We start from the raw sequence: 16,946 nt of genomic DNA, 5'->3' as shown, positions 1-16,946 counted from the left end.
TCGCGTCTCATATGCCACGACAAACGGGCGCTGCATGCAGCGCCCGTTTGTCGTAGGGTGGGCTCACCGAGCCCACGCTCAGCTATGCAAGATGCGAGCGTCCGCGTGGGCGGCGGGCCGCCCACCCTACAAATTCTCGCCGGCTCTGCCGGCGCAGGCCGTTCGCCGTCATCTATAATGGTCGTTTTCGCATTTTCAGCCCATACAGCCACTACAGCCACATCATGGAATTAGCCAAGTCTTTCGAGCCAGTCGACATCGAACAATTCTGGCGCACGGAATGGGAACAGCGCGGTTACTTCGCCGCGTCAATGGACGACGGCAAGCCGTCGTTCAGCATCCAGCTGCCGCCGCCGAACGTGACGGGCACCCTGCACATGGGCCACGCCTTCAACCAGACCGTCATGGATGGCCTGACCCGGTACTACCGCATGCGTGGCTTCAACACGGCGTGGATCCCGGGCACTGACCACGCCGGCATCGCCACCCAGATCGTCGTGGAGCGCCAGCTCGACGCGCAGAAGATCTCGCGCCACGACCTGGGCCGCGAAGCCTTCGTCGAGAAGGTCTGGGAGTGGAAGGAAAAATCGGGCAGCACCATCACGGGCCAGATGCGCCGCCTGGGCGCCTCGGCCGACTGGAACCGCGAATACTTCACGATGGACGAGCCGCGCTCGAAGACCGTGACCGAAGTGTTCGTGCGCCTGTTCGAGCAAGGCCTGATCTACCGCGGCAAGCGCCTCGTCAACTGGGACCCGGTGCTGGGCACGGCCGTCTCCGACCTCGAAGTGGTGTCGGAAGAAGAAGACGGCTCGATGTGGTACATCCAGTACCCGCTGGCGGACGGCAGCGGCCACCTGACGGTCGCGACGACGCGTCCGGAAACGATGCTGGGCGACGTCGCCGTCGCCGTCGACCCGACCGACGAACGCTACACGCACTTGCACGGCAAGATGCTCAAGCTGCCGCTCGTCGGCCGCGAGATCCCCGTCATCGCCGATTCCTACGTGGATAAAGCGTTCGGCACCGGCTGCGTGAAGATCACGCCGGCGCACGACTTCAACGACTACGCCGTCGGCCAGCGCCATAACCTGCCGATGCCGTCGATCATGACGCTCGAGGCGAAGATCACGGACGACGCGCCGGCAGCCTACCGCGGCCTGGACCGCTTCGAAGCGCGCAAGAAGATCGTCGCCGACCTCGAAGCGCAAGGCCTGCTGGAACAAGTCAAACCGCACAAGCTGCAGGTGCCGCGCGGCGACCGCACGGGCGTCGTGATCGAGCCGATGCTGACGGACCAGTGGTTCGTCGCGATGAGCAAGCCGGCGCCGGAAGGCACGCACAACCCGGGCAAGTCGATCACCGACGTGGCGCTGGAAAAGGTCGCGAGCGGCGAGATCAAGTTCGTCCCGGAGAACTGGACGACCACGTACAACCAGTGGCTGAACAACATCCAGGACTGGTGCATCTCGCGCCAGCTGTGGTGGGGCCACCGCATCCCGGCCTGGTACGGCCCGAACGGCGAAGTCGTCGTCGCCCGCAACGAGGAAGAAGCGCGGCAGAAGGCGCTTGCCGCCGGCGTCCAGGGTGAACTGAAGCGCGACGACGACGTGCTGGACACGTGGTTCTCGTCCGCGCTCGTCCCGTTCTCGACGGTCGGCTGGCCGGAACAGACGAAGGACATGGAGATGTTCCTGCCCTCCTCCGTGCTCGTCACCGGCTTCGACATCATCTTCTTCTGGGTCGCGCGCATGGTCATGATGACGGCGCACTTCACCGGCAAGGTCCCGTTCAAGACCGTGTACGTGCACGGCCTCGTGCGCGATTCGTCGGGCCAGAAGATGTCGAAATCGAAAGGCAACACGCTCGACCCGATCGACCTGATCGACGGCATCGACGTGGAATCGCTCGTCGCCAAGCGCACGACGGGCCTGATGAACCCGAAGGCCGCCGAGAAGATCGCCAAGGCGACGCGCAAGGAATTCCCGGACGGGATCCCGGCCTTCGGCACGGACGCCGTGCGCTTCACGATGGCGAGCTACGCGTCCCTCGGCCGCAACATCAACTTCGACCTGGGCCGCTGCGAAGGCTACCGCAACTTCTGCAACAAGCTGTGGAACGCGACCCGCTTCGTGCTGATGAACACGGAAGGAAAGGACTGCGGCAAGCCGGATGCCGCCGACTACTCGCAGGCCGACCGCTGGATCATCTCGCGCCTGAACCGCGTCGAGCTCGACGTCGCGAAGGGCTTCGAGGACTACCGCTTCGACAACATCGCGAACAGCATCTACAGCTTCGTCTGGGACGAGTACTGCGACTGGTACCTGGAACTGGCGAAGGTGCAGGTCCAGCAGGGCACGGAAGCGCAGCAGCGCGCCACCCGCCACACCTTGCTGCGCGTGCTGGAAGTCGTGCTGCGCCTCGCGCATCCGATCATCCCGTTCGTCACCGAAGCGCTGTGGCAGGCCGTCGCGCCGCTGGCCGGCAAAGGATCGGGCGACAATCGCGACACCATCATGCTGCAGCCGTACCCGATCGCCGACGAGTCGCTGATCGACGCGGATGCGGAAAGCTGGATGGAGCAGTTCAAGAAGGTCACCGACGCGACCCGCAACCTGCGCGGTGAAATGAAGCTGTCGCCGTCCGTGCGCGTGCCGCTGATCGTCGAACCGGCGAACGATGCCGACCGCGCGGCCGCACAAGGCTTCGCGCCGTACGTCGCGCTGCTGGCCAAGCTGTCGGAAGTGCAGATCGTCGACGCGCTGCCGGATTCGCCGGCCGCCGTCGCCATCGTCGGCACGACCAAGCTGATGTTGAAGGTGGAGATCGACGTCGCCGCCGAGCGCGAGCGCCTGAAAAAGGAGATCGCGCGCATCGAAGGCGAGATCGCCAAGGCGAATGGCAAGCTGTCCAGCGAAAGCTTCGTCGCCCGCGCACCGGCAGCCGTCGTCGCGCAGGAACGCGAGCGCCTGGACAACTTCAGTGCCACCCTGGCCAAGCTGAACGAGCAGTTCGCCAAGCTGCCGCCGGCATGATGTCGCACGCTCTTCCATGAACGACGCGCCGGCTCGACACCGGCGCGTTTTTTTTTATCGGATCACGCTCATGACGATTTCCCACTTCGCACAACTGGCCACCTACAACGAATGGATGAACCGGAAGCTGTACGCCGCGGCCGCCGCGCTGCCGGCGGAGCGCCTGCATGAGGACCGGGGCGCGTTCTTCGGGTCGGTCTTCGGGACGCTGAACCACCTCGTGATCGCGGACCGCATCTGGTTCAAGCGCATCGCGGCCGGCGTGCCGGGCCTGGCATCGCTGCAGTGCCTGGAGGAGCTGCCCCGGCCGGCGTCGCTGGACGCGCGCCTATGCGCGACCTTGCCCGAACTGGACGCGTTGCGCAGGCAACTGGACGCCGCCATCCTCGCGTTCAGCGCCGAAGTGACGCCCGCCCACCTGGACGGCGCGTTCACGTGGACGTCGATGAAGGGCATCGCGAGCACGAAGCGACTGGGCGACGTCCTGCTGCACGTGTTCAACCACCAGACGCATCACCGGGGCCAGGCCACGACGCTGTTCTCGCAGATGGGCATCGACGTCGGTCCGACGGACATCCTCCTGCTGTTGCCGGACGTGGCTTGACGCGGATGGCGCTTACGCGGCGGCAGTCCGGCCAGTCCCGGGAAAATCGAACGTGCGACGGCCGACGGCCGTCCACGCAAGCAGTGCAAGAATGCGCTGCGGCGGCATATTGATGCTCGCCGCATAACCTGCGCGCACCTACGCCATCAGAACGTTTCCCACGCCTCGTCCTCCACCGCGGTCGTCCGCTTCACGGCGGACGGCGCACCCGCGCCGGTCGCGCGCCGCGCGGGCGCGGACAGTGCGCGCACCGGGGCGTCCGGCTTCGTTCCCGGACGCGTGGCGGACGCACGATGAAGATCCCGCTGGCCCGGCACCTCGTCCAGCACGAACACGTCCACGACTCCGCTCAGCGCACCGACCTGGTCCAGCAGCGAAGTGGCGGCGGCAGTGGCTTCCTCGACCAGGGCCACGTTCTGCTGCGTGATCGAATCCATCTGGCCGATCGCCTCGTTGATCTGGTCGAGCCCGGAAGTCTGTTCCTGGCTCGCCTGGGTGATTTCGCCCATGATGTCCGTCACGCGCTGGATGCCGCTGACGATCTCTTTCATGGTGACACCGGCCTCGTCGACCAGGCGCGCGCCGCTGTCCACCTTGCTGACGGAATCGCCGATCAGTTGTTTGATTTCCTTCGCGGCGCCGGCCGAGCGCTGGGCCAGGTTGCGCACCTCGGACGCGACGACGGCGAAGCCACGGCCCTGCTCGCCGGCCCGGGCCGCCTCCACCGCCGCGTTCAGCGCGAGGATATTGGTCTGGAACGCGATCCCGTCGATGACGCCGATGATGTCCACGATCTTGCGCGAGGACTCGTTGATCGAACCCATCGTGTCGACCACTTGCGCCACGAGGCCGCCGCCGCGCACCGCCACTTCCGACGCCGATACCGCCAACTGATTGGCCTGGCGCGCGTTGTCGGCGTTCTGGCGTACCGTGCCGGTCAGCTCTTCCATCGACGCGGCGGTCTGTTCCAGCGAACTGGCCTGGCCACAAGTACGTTCCGACAGGTCCATGTTGCCGGCCGCGATCTGGGAGGAGGCGCTGGAAATGGTGTGAGTACTGGTGCGCACTTCCGCGACGATACCGGCCAGGTTGGCTTTCATCTGCGATAGCGCCGCCAGCAAGGTGCCGATTTCGTTGTTGCCGCGCACCTCGATCCGTCCGGTCAGGTCGCCCGCGGCAACGCGGGACGCGATGGCGGTCGCTTCGCCAAGCGGCGCCGAGATCCCGCGGATCATCGCCGCGCCCACGGCGACGCCGACCAGCGCGGCCAGCAACAGCACGCCCCCCGCAAAATACGCGGTGTGGCGCAGGCTGTCGGCGACGTCCGCCTCGTTGGCGGCCGCGCGCGCCTTCGACGCGCGCGTGAGCGCCGCCATGGCTTCGTCACCGACCCGGTACGACGGATTGATCTTCTTGATCAGGATGGCTTCCGCACCGTCCCAGTCACCCGCCCGGATCGCGTCGGCCGCCGCCTTGATATGCGCCACGCCCAGATTATCGCTCTTGGCGAACCATTCGTCGGCCAGGCGCTTTTCCGCGGCATTGCCGATCGACCCGCTGTACTTCGTCCACTTCTCGTTCGTGGCGTTCGCCAGGGCGTCGATCTGGGAGAAATGCACGGTCAGCGCGTGGTCATGCAGCTGCGACCAGGACAGCGTCGGGTTATGCTGCAAGGCCTGGAGGATCTGGCTGCGCGCCAGCTCCATGTCGAGGCGGATCGACTTTTGGTCGTACGCGCTTTTCTGGTCCGCCAGGATCACGTGGCGGATCAGGCCGACCGACCGGTCCGCGCCGTACAAGCCCATGACACCAATCACCAGCATCATCGCGACGAGCAAGCTCAATGCCGTCACGACGAGCGTCTTAATCTTCATATTATTTAACATTTTCATTCCTCGGCGTTCTTAATCGTTTAGCGCGCGGCTCGATACGCCATCGAAGCGGCGGCTGTTGAAAAACTGGTGGATGGACGCGCGCAGCTCCTCCACCTCGTCGAATTCGACGTACGTCACGTCGACCAGGTCCTCGAGTTCGCGGATCAGGGTCGTCTTGATCGGTGCGCCTTTCCACACAAGGAACAGCACCGGGGTGCGCCGTCCCTTGAAGATGTGGTAACTCAGTTCGAAGGCACTGCTTTCGCTCATGCCGACGCGGATGTTGACCATCACGTCCGCGTGGTCCAGCAATCCCAGGCGGTGATTGCGGAAGTTCCGGGGCGTGAACGGCATGTGCTGCTCGCGTTCGAAGGAGTGCTTGAACGTGAGGGCGCTTTCGGCCTGCGTGCCGGTCAGGTAATCGAACGCATACGGTGCCCCGTTGGCGCTGTCGATCAGGTGCATGATGTCGCTGATCATGCGCTGCTGCCGCGCGTCCGATTCGGTGAACGGCTGGCGGATGAACACCTTCAGCGGCTCGGCACCCGCCACGCGCTTGCGCTCGTGCCGGCGGCGCTCGGGAATCGTGGCCGCGGCCGCCGCCAGGTCGGACTCGGTCGGCGCCAGGCGGCCGCGCGCGGACGGCGTCGCGGGGGTCTCGCCGTGCAGCGTACGCAAGGAATACAGGCCATAGTTGTCGATGTGGCGGATTCCCTCCAGCGCCGCTTCGGCGCCGGCGATGGTGGTGTAGCACGGCGCACCGCATGCCAGCGCGGCCACGCGCAGCGCGCTCGACGCGTAGATGGCGGCGCGCTTCTCGTCCACGGTCAACACGACCAGGGCGATCTCGCGAGCGCGCATCAGATCGAGCACCTCGGCGTCGTCCACGGTCGCGACGGGAATGTCGGCCGCCGCGATCACGGTCGCGGTGACGTGGCTGGCGCACAGCGTGAAACCGGCCGCGTGCAACTGACGGGCCAGCGCCACGGCGCGCGCCTGGTCGCCGCGCTTGACGCGCATGAAGACCCGGCCTGCGCGCGGCAGGCGTACGTTGGCCGCCAGTTGCGCCTTGTGGAACGCTTCGCCGAACGTGGCTCCCACGCCCATCACTTCGCCCGTCGATTTCATTTCCGGGCCGAGGATGGTATCGACGCCGGGGAATTTCGCGAACGGGAACACGGATTCCTTGACGCAGAAGCGGGACGGGACAGCTTCTGCCGTCACGCCCTGGCTCGCCAGCGACTGCCCCGCCATGCAGCGCGCCGCGATCTTGGCCAGTTGCAGTCCCGTGGCCTTCGACACGAACGGCACCGTGCGCGAGGCGCGCGGGTTCACTTCCAGGACGTAGACATGGTCGCGCAGCCTGCCGTCCACCTTGACCTGCTGGATCGCGAACTGCACGTTCATCAGGCCGACGACGTTCAGGCCGCGTGCCATCCGCGAGGTCTGGCGCTTGAGTTCCGCGATCGTCTCCGGCGCCAGCGAATACGGCGGCAGCGAACAGGCCGAGTCGCCCGAATGGATGCCCGCCTGCTCGATATGTTCCATCACGCCGCCGATCACGACGTCAGTGCCGTCCGCGACGCAGTCGACGTCGCACTCGATGGCGTCGTTCAGGAAGCGGTCCAGCAACACCGGCGAATCATGCGACACCTTGACGGCTTCGCGCATGTAGCGTTCGAGGTCGGCCTGTTCATGCACGATCTCCATCGCGCGCCCGCCCAGCACGTACGATGGGCGCACCACCAGCGGATAGCCGATTTCCTCCGCCATGCGCACGGCGTCAAGCTCGGTACGCGCGGTGCGGTTCAGCGGCTGGCGCAGTTCCAGCCTGTTCAGCAGCTGCTGGAAGCGCTCGCGGTCTTCGGCCGCGTCGATCATGTCGGGCGACGTGCCGATGATCGGCACGCCGTTGGCCTCCAGCGCCAGTGCCAGCTTCAGCGGCGTCTGCCCGCCGTACTGGACGATCACGCCTTCCGGCTTTTCCAGGGCAACGATTTCCAGCACGTCTTCCAGGGTGAGCGATTCGAAGTACAGGCGGTCCGACGTATCGTAGTCGGTCGAGACGGTCTCCGGATTGCAGTTGACCATGATGGTCTCGTAACCGTCTTCGCGCAGCGCCATGGCGGCATGGACGCAGCAGTAGTCGAATTCGATGCCTTGGCCGATGCGGTTCGGGCCGCCGCCCAGCACCATGATCTTGCGCTTGTCGGTGGGTTCGGCTTCGCACTCGTCGTCGTAGGTCGAATACAGGTACGCGGTGCGGGTGGCGAATTCGGCGGCGCAGGTGTCGACGCGCTTGTACACGGGGCGCACGCCCAGCTGGTGGCGGCGCGCCCGGACCTCGTCTTCGTGGGTCTTCAGCAGCGCCGCCAGGCGGCGATCCGAGAAACCCTGTTGCTTCAGCCTGCGCAGGATGGGTTCGTTCAGGGCGCCGAGGCGCTGGGTCTCCAGCCACAGTTCGACCTCGACCAGGTCCTGGATCTGCGCCAGGAACCACGGATCGATGCGCGACAGACGATGCACGTCGTCCAGCGAATATCCCTGGGCGAACGCGTCGCCCACGAACCAGATTCGCTCCGGACCGGGCGCCGCGAGTTCCGCATCGATCACCTCGCTGTACGATTTCCTGCGGCGCAGCCCATCGACGCCGATGTCCAGGCCGCGCAACGCTTTCTGGAACGACTCCTGGAAGGTGCGGCCCATCGCCATCACTTCGCCCACGGATTTCATCTGCGTGGTCAGGCCTGTGTCGGCACCGGGGAATTTTTCGAAAGCGAAGCGCGGAATCTTGGTGACCACGTAATCGATAGCCGGCTCGAACGAGGCCGGGGTCGCGCCGCCAGTGATCTCGTTGCGCAGTTCGTCGAGCGTGAAGCCGACGGCCAGCTTGGCCGCCACGCGGGCGATCGGAAAGCCGGTGGCCTTGGAAGCGAGCGCCGACGAACGCGACACGCGCGGATTCATCTCGATGACGATCATGCGGCCATCGGCCGGGTTGACCGCGAACTGCACGTTCGAGCCGCCCGTGTCGACGCCGATCTCGCGCAGCACGGCGAGCGACGCGTTGCGCATGATCTGGTATTCCTTGTCCGTCAGCGTCTGCGCCGGCGCGACGGTGATCGAGTCGCCCGTGTGCACGCCCATCGGGTCCAGGTTCTCGATCGAGCAAACGATGATGCAGTTGTCCTTCTTGTCGCGGACGACCTCCATCTCGTATTCCTTCCAGCCGACGAGCGATTCCTCGATCAGCAGTTCGGAGGTGGGCGACAGTTCCAGGCCGCGCGCACAGATGGCGTTGAATTCACGCGCGTCGTGCGCGATGCCGCCGCCGCTTCCTCCCATCGTGAACGACGGGCGGATGATGACGGGGAAGCCCAGCTTGGCCTGCTCGGCCCAGGCCTCGGCCATGTCGTGGGCCACGCCCGAACGGGCCGAGCCCAGGCCGATCTTCGTCATCGCCTCCTTGAACCGGGAGCGATCCTCGGCCTTGTCGATGGCGTCTGGCGTCGCGCCGATCAGTTCCACGCCATGCTCGGCCAGCACGCCGTGGCGATGCAGGTCGAGCGCGCAGTTGAGCGCCGTCTGGCCGCCCATCGTGGGCAGGACGGCGTCCGGTCTTTCGGTGGCGATGATGCGCGCCACGACTTCCCACTGGATCGGCTCGATGTACGTGACGTCGGCCATGTCGGGGTCGGTCATGATCGTGGCGGGATTGCTGTTGACCAGGATGACCTTGTAGCCCTCCTCGCGCAAGGCCTTGCAGGCCTGGGCGCCCGAGTAGTCGAATTCGCACGCCTGGCCGATCACGATCGGACCGGCGCCGATGATCAGGATGCTGTTGATATCAGTGCGCTTGGGCATGGCCTGCCTCCATCAGCGAGATGAAACGGTCGAAAAGGGTGCCCAGGTCGTGCGGACCGGGGGAGGCCTCGGGGTGGCCCTGGAAACAGAAGGCCGGCCTGTCGGTACGCTCGAAGCCTTGCAACGAACCGTCGAACAGCGACACGTGGGTTACCCGGCAATTGGGCGGCAGCGTGGCCGCGTCGACCGCGAAACCGTGGTTCTGGGAGGTGATCATGACCCGGCCGCTGGCCAGGTCCTGCACGGGGTGATTGGCGCCGTGGTGGCCGAACTTCATCTTGACGGTCTGCGCGCCCGAAGCGAGCGCCATGATCTGGTGGCCGAGGCAGATGCCGAAGGTCGGCACGCCCCGCTCGATGATGTCGCGCGACGCGGCGATCGCATAGTCGCACGGGGCCGGATCGCCGGGGCCGTTCGACAGGAACACGCCGTCCGGATCGAGCGCCAATACCTCGGCGGCACCGGTTTGCGCCGGCACCACGGTCACGCGGCAGCCGCGTTGGGCCAGCATGCGCAGGATGTTGGCCTTGATGCCGAAGTCGTACGCCACCACGTGGAAGCGCGGCGCATCCTGGACACCATGACCTGCGCCAAGGCGCCATTCCGTTTCGCGCCACTCGTAGCGCTCACGGACACTGGCGACCCTGGCCAGGTCCATGCCCCCCAGGCCTTCGAAGCCACGGGCCAGCGCGACCGTTTCCTCGGCGGACAAGCCGACGGCGATGGCGCCGTTCTGCGCCCCCTTGCTGCGCAGGATGCGCGTGAGCTTGCGGGTGTCGATGCCGGCGATGGCGACCACGCCCTGGGCCTTCAGGTAATCCGAGAGTGCCTGGGTCGAGCGAAAGTTCGATGCCAGCAGCGGCAGATCCTTGATGACCAGGCCCGCGGCGTGGACCCGCGCTGCGGGACCATTGGACGATTCACCGTCTTCCGGATTGACGCCGGTGTTGCCGATGTGCGGATAGGTCAGCGTGACGATCTGGCGCATGTAGCTGGGATCGGTCAAGATTTCCTGGTAGCCAGTCATCGCGGTGTTGAAGACGACCTCGCCAGTGGTGTGACCGGTTGCGCCGATGCCATGTCCGCGAAAGATGCTGCCGTCCGCGAGGGCGAGTATCGCCCGGGTTTCCGTGCCCGGCACTCGGTCGAGAGGGTGTTTCATGGAGACTCCTCGCATTACGATGTAGTGAAGCGCGCGATGGAAAACCCGCTGCGCATGTGTAGCCTGATGCCAGTTTCCTGCTTTGCAGAAACGACGAGAATCGGAACATTAGCGCAATTTTTTTGGTGCCGCACGGAAATTTTTTTGTAAAACGAAAAAAACGACACTTCGCATATCGATTTACAAGCGTCCTTACGGAACCGTCCGGCTGCGGTTGCCGCCCGATGTGACAATGTGAGTCAATACAGCGCACGCGCTTCGCTATACTCGTCCGGACTTCATCCATCGAGAGGACGCATGAAACGCCGGATCCCGCTGTTGTTCGCCTTTGCATGGCATGTGTCCGCCCACGCGGCCGATCCCCTGCCTGCCCACGTCGCCGGCAGCTGGGGCGCGGCGCAAACCGTCATGTACCTGCAGGCCGACGGCGATGGCCTGATGGCCGGCTCCGCACCGCCGGCCACGGAGGCAGGCAACGCGCGCCCCATCATTGGCTTCCCGGTCCGCGCGGCGCTGGACGGCGACACGCTGCTGCTGCGGCCCTACCTGCCGAAAGGCGCGCCGGCGACGGACGTCGCGATGACCTGCCGCTACGACGCGTCCGCGCCCTCCTTCACGTGCACGGGCCCGGACAAGACGCCGTTCGTCCTGCACCGCCTCGGCGCGGCACTGCCGCCCGAAGCCACCTCGACGATCGCCGGCCTGAAAGCCCGGCAAAACGGCTCCTGAGGCCACGCTGTCGTTTACCGAACGACCGTGCAGTTTGCTACACTGGCAGAGCACGCAACCATATTCCAACAGGAGACACAATGCGCCATCTCGCCCACGCCGCCATCCTTACGTTTGCCGCCGCTCTCGCCGCCCCGCTCGCCTGGGCCCAGGACGCTTCTCCCGTCGGACTGTGGAAGACCATCGACGATGCCTCCGGCAAGCCGACCGCCCTGATCCGTATCACGGACAACCAGGGCGAACTGCAGGGGAAGATCGAAAAACTGTTCCGCACGCCGGAAGAGGACCAGAACCCGAAATGCACGCTGTGCCAGGGCGCACGCAAGGACCAGCCGATCGTCGGCATGACCATCGTGTCGGGCCTGCGCAAGAACGGCGACGAGTACACGGGCGGCGAGATCCTCGACCCGAAGAACGGCAAGGTCTACAAGAGCAAGCTGAGCGTCCACGAAGGCGGCAAGAAGCTCGAAGTGCGGGGCTATGTGGGCGTGCCGATGTTCGGGCGGTCGCAGGTCTGGCTGCGCCAGGAATAACGACATTCGTAAATACAACAGGACGTGTCGTGCGCGCCACGTCCAGTGCCGCTATGCTAATCTGATGAATGTTTCATTCAACCAATTGGCATTCACATGATCTTCCTGCGGCTCCTGTCGTTCCTGATCGGCATTGTCATCCCGATGGCGCTGCCCCTCGTGCTCTCCGATGTCAGCACCCGCGGCATGCCCGGCTGGCCCGTGCTGGGCGGCCTGTTCGGCATGAGCCTCGTTTCCGGCAGCTTCCTGTACATCGCCCTGCTGGGGTCGCGCATGCGCCGGTCCATCATCCTGCGCATCCTGGGTGGCCTGCTGCTGCTGCTGCCGATGGCCGCCAGCATTGCCGTCCTCCTGACGCGTACCCAGGAAGAGATGCTGTTGGCCGGCGGCGCGCTGCTCGCGGCCGCGGTGCTGATGTTCATCAGCTTCGTCTTCCCGGGCTTCCCTGAAAGCCAGCGCCCCATGCGCAAGCGCGACCGGCAGGAGCCGGCGCTGCCCTGACGTGAACTAGGCAGGCGGGAGGTTGTCCCACAGGTCGCCGGTCGGGCTGATGCGCGGCGCGGCGACGCCGAAATGCCGGTAGGCCAGCGGCGTGGCGATGCGCCCGCGCGGCGTGCGCTGCAGATAACCCTGCTGGATCAGGAACGGTTCCAGCACGTCCTCGATGGTATCCGCCGCTTCGCCGATGGCGGCCGCCAGGTTGCCGATGCCCACCGGGCCGCCGGCGAACTTGAACAGCACCGCTTCCAGCAGCTTCCGGTCCATCACGTCGAAGCCGACCGTATCCACGTCGAGCATGCGCAGCGCGCGGTCGGCCATCTCGCGCGTGATCTCGCCATTGCCCTTCACTTCCGCATAATCGCGCACGCGGCGCAGCAGGCGGTTGGCGATGCGGGGCGTGCCGCGGGCGCGCTTGGCGACTTCGCGCGCGCCCTCTTCGTCGGTCGGCGCCTCCAGCAGCGCGGCGCTGCGGGCGACGATCTTCGTCAATTCCTCGACGTTGTAGAATTCCAGCCGGGCGACGATGCCGAAGCGGTCGCGCAGCGGATTCGTCAGCATGCCCGCGCGCGTCGTGGCGCCGACGAGCGTGAACGGCTGCAGGTCGAGCTTCACGGAACGCGCGGCCGGGCCTTCGCCGATCATGATGTCGATCTGGTAGTCTTCCAGCGCCGGGTACAGGATCTCCTCGACCACGGGCGACAGGCGGTGAATCTCGTCGATGAACAGGACGTCGTTCGCTTCCAGGTTCGTCAGCAGCGCGGCCAGGTCGCCGGGGCGCTCCAGCACGGGGCCGGACGTCTGACGCAGGTTGACGCCCATCTCGCGCGCGATGATGTGCGCCAGCGTCGTCTTGCCGAGGCCCGGCGGGCCGAACAGCAGCGTGTGGTCGAGCGCCTCGCGGCGCTTCCTGGCCGCGTGGATGAAGATTTCGAGCTGGTCGCGGATCTTTTCCTGGCCGACGTATTCGTCCAGATGCTTGGGACGCAACGCGCGCTCGATCGCCTCCTCGTTGGGCGAGGCCGGCGCGGCGTCGATGATGCGCTGCTCGGTGAAATTGTCGGTCTGGATGCTCATTACATTATCTTAAATGGTGCCGGTGTCACGTAGGGTGGGCGGCCTCCGCCCACGCGTTACGTTTGCGGACCGCGGACGTCCGCGTGGGCACGTGGTGCCCCCTGCCAAATTACGCCTTGGACAACGCCTTCAACGCCAGCTTGATGCCGTCGGACACGCTGGTCCCGGCCGGCATGTTCTTGATGGCGATGAGGGCTTCCTTGTCAGAATACCCCAAAGCCAGCAGCGCATTGAGCACGTCTGCCTGCGCATCGTCGTGCGGCGTGCCGGCCGCGACGCCGATGTCGGCGCCCAGCTTGCCCTTCAGTTCCAGCAGCAGGCGCTCGGCCGTCTTCTTGCCGATGCCCGGCACCTTGACCAGGCGCCCTGCTTCCTGCAACGTCACGGCCTGGGCGAGATCGTTCACAGTCATGCCGGACAGGATGGACAACGCCGTGCGCGCGCCGACGCCGGTGATCTTGATCAGCTGGCGGAACACGGCGCGCTCGTTCGCCGACCCGAAGCCGAACAGCAGGTGCGCATCCTCGCGCACGACGTAATGCGTGAACAGCGTGACCTTCTCACCCGTGTGCGGCAGGTTGTAGAACGTGCTCATCGGTACGTCGACTTCATAGCCGACGCCCTGGCAATCGACGAGCACTTGCGGCGGGTTCTTTTCCAGCAGGACTCCGGAGAGACGACCGATCATGGTGACCTTTCAATAATTAGACGAGGCGGCCGCGCTTCATGTGCAGCGTCGGCTTTTTCGGATTGCCAGGTGCGAGCGTGCCGATCAGTGCCAGCGCATCCTGGCTGTTGGCATGGCAGATGGCAATGCCGAGCGCGTCGGCCGCATCCGCGCCCGGCAGGCCCGGCAGCTTGAGCAGGCGCGCAACCATGTCCTGCACCTGCGCCTTGACGGCCTTGCCCGTGCCGACAACAGCTTGCTTGACCTGCGTGGGCGTGTACTCCGCCACGTCGAGGTCGGCGCCGACGAGGGCCGTGATCGCGGCGCCGCGCGCCTGGCCGAGCAGCAGGGTCGACTGCGGATTGACGTTGACGAAGACTTTTTCGATGGCCGCGCAGGCCGGCTGGTAGGTGGCGACGATTTCGCTGACGCCGGTCAGGATGACTTTCAGCCGCGGCGGCAGCGCGCCCTCGGTGCCCGTCTTGATGGTACCGGACGCGATGTAGCGCAACCGGTTGCCTTGCTTTTCAATGACGCCGAACCCTGTCGTACGCAGGCCCGGGTCGATGCCGAGAATAATCATTATCGAATGTTATACCGGCGCGGGTGTTTCGTGGGAAAAATACTGTGCAAAAACACAGGTCGATGGCAAAACCATCGCGTGGGCACAGGGTGCCCACCCTACGATCACCCACCGGCGTAGGGTGAGCTCCCCGAGCCCACGCGAACTACGATCACTCACCGGCGTAGGGTGGGCTCCCCGAGCCCACGCGAACGTCAACGCAATGCCAACGTCGGCAAATCAGTGGCGGAAGTGACGCGTACCAGTATAGAGCATGACCACGCCACGTTCATCCGCCGCGTCGATCACTTCCTGGTCGCGCATCGAGCCGCCCGGGTGGATGACGCAGGTCGCGCCCGCGTCAACGACGACATCGAGACCGTCGCGGAACGGGAAGAACGCATCCGACGCCACGGCCGAGCCCACCAGCGACAGCCCGGCGTTCTGCGCCTTGATCGAGGCGATGCGTGCGGAGTCGATGCGGCTCATCTGGCCGGCGCCCACGCCGAGGGTCATGCCGCCGGCGCAGAACACGATCGCGTTCGATTTCACGTACTTGGCCACGCGCCACGCGAACATCAGGTCCTGCATCTGCTGCGGAGTCGGCTGCTTTTTCGACACGACGCGCAGGTCGCCCATGCCGACGTTCTTCGCGTCCGGCGACTGCACGAGCAGGCCGCCACCCACGCGCTTGACGTCGTACACGTTCTGGCCGTCGCCCAGGGCGATTTCCAGCAGGCGCACGTTCTGCTTGGCCGACATGATCTGCAGCGCTTCGGCCGTGAACGCCGGGGCGATCAGGACTTCCACGAACAGCTTGGCGATGGCTTCCGCCGCCGGGCCGTCGACCGGCACGTTGAAGGCGATGATGCCGCCGAAGGCCGACGTCGGGTCGGTCTTGAGGGCGCGCTGGTAAGCGTCCAGCGCGTCGGCGCCGATCGCGACGCCGCACGGGTTCGCGTGCTTGATGATCACGCAGCCGGCCGGCATGTTGAAGCCGCCCAGCGACTTGACGCATTCCCAGGCCGCGTCCGCGTCGGCGATATTGTTGTACGACAGTTCCTTGCCCTGCAGCTGGCGGTAGTTGGCCAGGCTGCCGGCGGCCGGCACGAGGTCGCGGTAGAACGCGGCCGTCTGGTGCGGGTTTTCGCCGTAGCGCATGTCCTGGACTTTTTCGAAGTGCAGGTTCAGCGTCTGCGGGTAGGCGGCGCGGTTCGTGTGATCCTTGTCCGGGCCAAGGCTCGTCAGGTAGTTCGTGATGGCGGCGTCGTATTGCGCCGTGTGCGCGAACACTTTCTTGGCCAGGCGGAATTTCGTCTCGTAGCCGACGCTGCCGGCCGCTTCGCCGGTACCTTTCATCTCGGCCAGCACCGGACCGTAGTCGGCCGGGTCGACGATGACGACGACGTCGCGGTGGTTCTTGGCCGCCGAGCGCAGCATGGTCGGGCCGCCGATATCGATGTTCTCGATCGCGTCTTCCAGCGAGCATTGCTCCTTGGCGACGGTGGCCTGGAACGGGTACAGGTTGACCACCACCATGTCGATCTGCGGGATGCCGTGCTCTTCCAGCTTGGCAACGTGTTCCGGGAAGTCGCGGCGGGCCAGGATGCCGCCGTGGACCTTCGGATGCAGCGTCTTCACGCGGCCATCGAGCATTTCCGGGAAGCCAGTGTAGTCTGCGACTTCGGTGACCGGCACGCCATTGTCCTGCAGCAGTTTAGCGGTACCGCCAGTGGACAGGATGTTCACGCCGAGGGCGGACAGCGCACGCGCGAAATCGAGGACGCCGGTTTTGTCGGAAACGGAGATGAGTGCTTGTTTGATCATGGGAGTGGCCTGTTGAAAAAAATCTGGACGGGCTCGCGCACGCCGGACAAAGGGCCCGACGCACGCCTGCACGCCCCGGCCCCTCCGCCGGCGCTTACAGCAGCCCGTGCTCCTGCAACTTCTTGCGTAATGTATTGCGATTAATGCCCAGCATCTGGGCGGCATGCGACTGATTGCCCTCCGCCCGCGTCATCACCACTTGCAGGATCGGTTTTTCGACGGTCAGGAGCATCATGTCGTAGATGTTCGTCGGTTTCTGCTCGCCCAGGTCGTTGAAATAGTCTTCGAGGCTTTTTTGAACGACTTCCTGGATACTTTCTTTGCTCATGGTTTACAGCTTCATCCTGGTTAAATGCTGCTTTTGGCAGCGTTTGTCTCCGACGTTCTTCTAATTGTTGTTTAAAGGAGTCTCGGAAACCGTCGCGAGCGGCAGTAATTTTGTTCGAGAAGCACAGCTGTACGCCAGTACAGCGAGCATCGCAGGACCAAATTGCAACGCGCAGCAGGTTTACGG

13 protein-coding genes are annotated in these 16,946 nt (G+C 65.2%); 5 read left to right on the top strand and 8 right to left on the bottom strand.

Translation table 11 applies throughout. From position 1 onward, the window contains the following. Positions 1 to 224: 224 nt before the first annotated feature. Together ACEN98_RS20170 and ACEN98_RS20165 are read left to right on the top strand one after the other, a co-directional pair. Positions 225 to 3,035, top strand: a complete 2,811-nt coding sequence (locus ACEN98_RS20170; RefSeq protein WP_413386715.1) for a valine--tRNA ligase — start codon at positions 225 to 227, stop codon at positions 3,033 to 3,035. 70 nt (positions 3,036 to 3,105) lie between these two features. Next, positions 3,106 to 3,639, top strand: coding sequence for a DinB family protein (locus ACEN98_RS20165; protein ID WP_413386713.1), 534 nt, complete (start codon positions 3,106 to 3,108; stop codon positions 3,637 to 3,639). A gap of 146 nt (positions 3,640 to 3,785) precedes the next feature. Here ACEN98_RS20165 and ACEN98_RS20160 read toward each other — a convergent pair whose 3' ends face one another. The 3 genes from ACEN98_RS20160 to carA are packed head-to-tail and all read right to left on the bottom strand — an operon-like array spanning position 3,786 to position 10,539. Beyond that, positions 3,786 to 5,513: a methyl-accepting chemotaxis protein gene (locus tag ACEN98_RS20160; RefSeq protein WP_413386711.1), complete on the bottom strand. Its 1,728-nt coding sequence runs from the start codon at positions 5,511 to 5,513 to the stop codon at positions 3,786 to 3,788. 30 nt (positions 5,514 to 5,543) lie between these two features. Then, complete coding sequence (carB, locus tag ACEN98_RS20155; protein WP_413386709.1) at positions 5,544 to 9,377, bottom strand: carbamoyl-phosphate synthase large subunit; 3,834 nt, start codon at positions 9,375 to 9,377, stop codon at positions 5,544 to 5,546. Continuing rightward, a complete protein-coding gene (carA, locus tag ACEN98_RS20150) occupies positions 9,361 to 10,539 on the bottom strand; it encodes a glutamine-hydrolyzing carbamoyl-phosphate synthase small subunit (protein ID WP_413386707.1) in 1,179 nt (392 codons plus the stop codon). The genes carB and carA overlap by 17 nt, the downstream gene beginning before the upstream one ends. 297 nt (positions 10,540 to 10,836) lie before the next feature. Between carA and ACEN98_RS20145 the strand changes: the two genes are divergently transcribed. The 3 genes from ACEN98_RS20145 to ACEN98_RS20135 all read left to right on the top strand — a co-directional run bounded on the left by ACEN98_RS20145 (position 10,837) and on the right by ACEN98_RS20135 (position 12,302). Then, positions 10,837 to 11,268, top strand: coding sequence for a hypothetical protein (locus ACEN98_RS20145; protein WP_413386705.1), 432 nt, complete (start codon positions 10,837 to 10,839; stop codon positions 11,266 to 11,268). Positions 11,269 to 11,348: 80 nt separating this feature from the next. Further along, positions 11,349 to 11,801: a DUF2147 domain-containing protein gene (locus tag ACEN98_RS20140; protein WP_413386702.1), complete on the top strand. Its 453-nt coding sequence runs from the start codon at positions 11,349 to 11,351 to the stop codon at positions 11,799 to 11,801. A 96-nt stretch (positions 11,802 to 11,897) separates the two neighbouring features. Continuing rightward, positions 11,898 to 12,302, top strand: a complete 405-nt coding sequence (locus tag ACEN98_RS20135) for a hypothetical protein (RefSeq protein ID WP_413386700.1) — start codon at positions 11,898 to 11,900, stop codon at positions 12,300 to 12,302. 6 nt (positions 12,303 to 12,308) lie between these two features. Here the strand turns inward: ACEN98_RS20135 and ruvB are convergent, their stop codons facing one another. The 5 genes from ruvB to ACEN98_RS20110 all read right to left on the bottom strand — a co-directional run bounded on the left by ruvB (position 12,309) and on the right by ACEN98_RS20110 (position 16,760). Then, complete coding sequence (gene ruvB, locus ACEN98_RS20130; RefSeq protein WP_056122374.1) at positions 12,309 to 13,376, bottom strand: Holliday junction branch migration DNA helicase RuvB; 1,068 nt, start codon at positions 13,374 to 13,376, stop codon at positions 12,309 to 12,311. Positions 13,377 to 13,485: 109 nt separating this feature from the next. Beyond that, positions 13,486 to 14,064 carry a Holliday junction branch migration protein RuvA gene (ruvA, locus tag ACEN98_RS20125; RefSeq protein ID WP_036235449.1) on the bottom strand — a complete coding sequence of 193 codons (579 nt, stop codon included), beginning with the start codon at positions 14,062 to 14,064 and terminating at the stop codon, positions 13,486 to 13,488. A 16-nt stretch (positions 14,065 to 14,080) separates the two neighbouring features. Then, positions 14,081 to 14,626, bottom strand: a complete 546-nt coding sequence (gene ruvC, locus ACEN98_RS20120) for a crossover junction endodeoxyribonuclease RuvC (protein WP_413338757.1) — start codon at positions 14,624 to 14,626, stop codon at positions 14,081 to 14,083. Between the two features lie 219 nt (positions 14,627 to 14,845). Then, a complete protein-coding gene (gene purH, locus ACEN98_RS20115; protein WP_413386697.1) occupies positions 14,846 to 16,432 on the bottom strand; it encodes a bifunctional phosphoribosylaminoimidazolecarboxamide formyltransferase/IMP cyclohydrolase in 1,587 nt (528 codons plus the stop codon). A 94-nt stretch (positions 16,433 to 16,526) separates the two neighbouring features. Continuing rightward, positions 16,527 to 16,760, bottom strand: coding sequence for a helix-turn-helix domain-containing protein (locus ACEN98_RS20110; RefSeq protein WP_036235444.1), 234 nt, complete (start codon positions 16,758 to 16,760; stop codon positions 16,527 to 16,529). Between the last annotated feature and the right edge of the window lie 186 nt (positions 16,761 to 16,946).

It is taken from the genome of Massilia sp. CT11-137 (genome assembly GCF_047302885.1).
GTDB classification, from domain to species: Bacteria; Pseudomonadota; Gammaproteobacteria; order Burkholderiales; family Burkholderiaceae_D; genus Telluria; species Telluria orientalis.
This window is presented reverse-complemented; position numbering and strand designations above follow the sequence as displayed.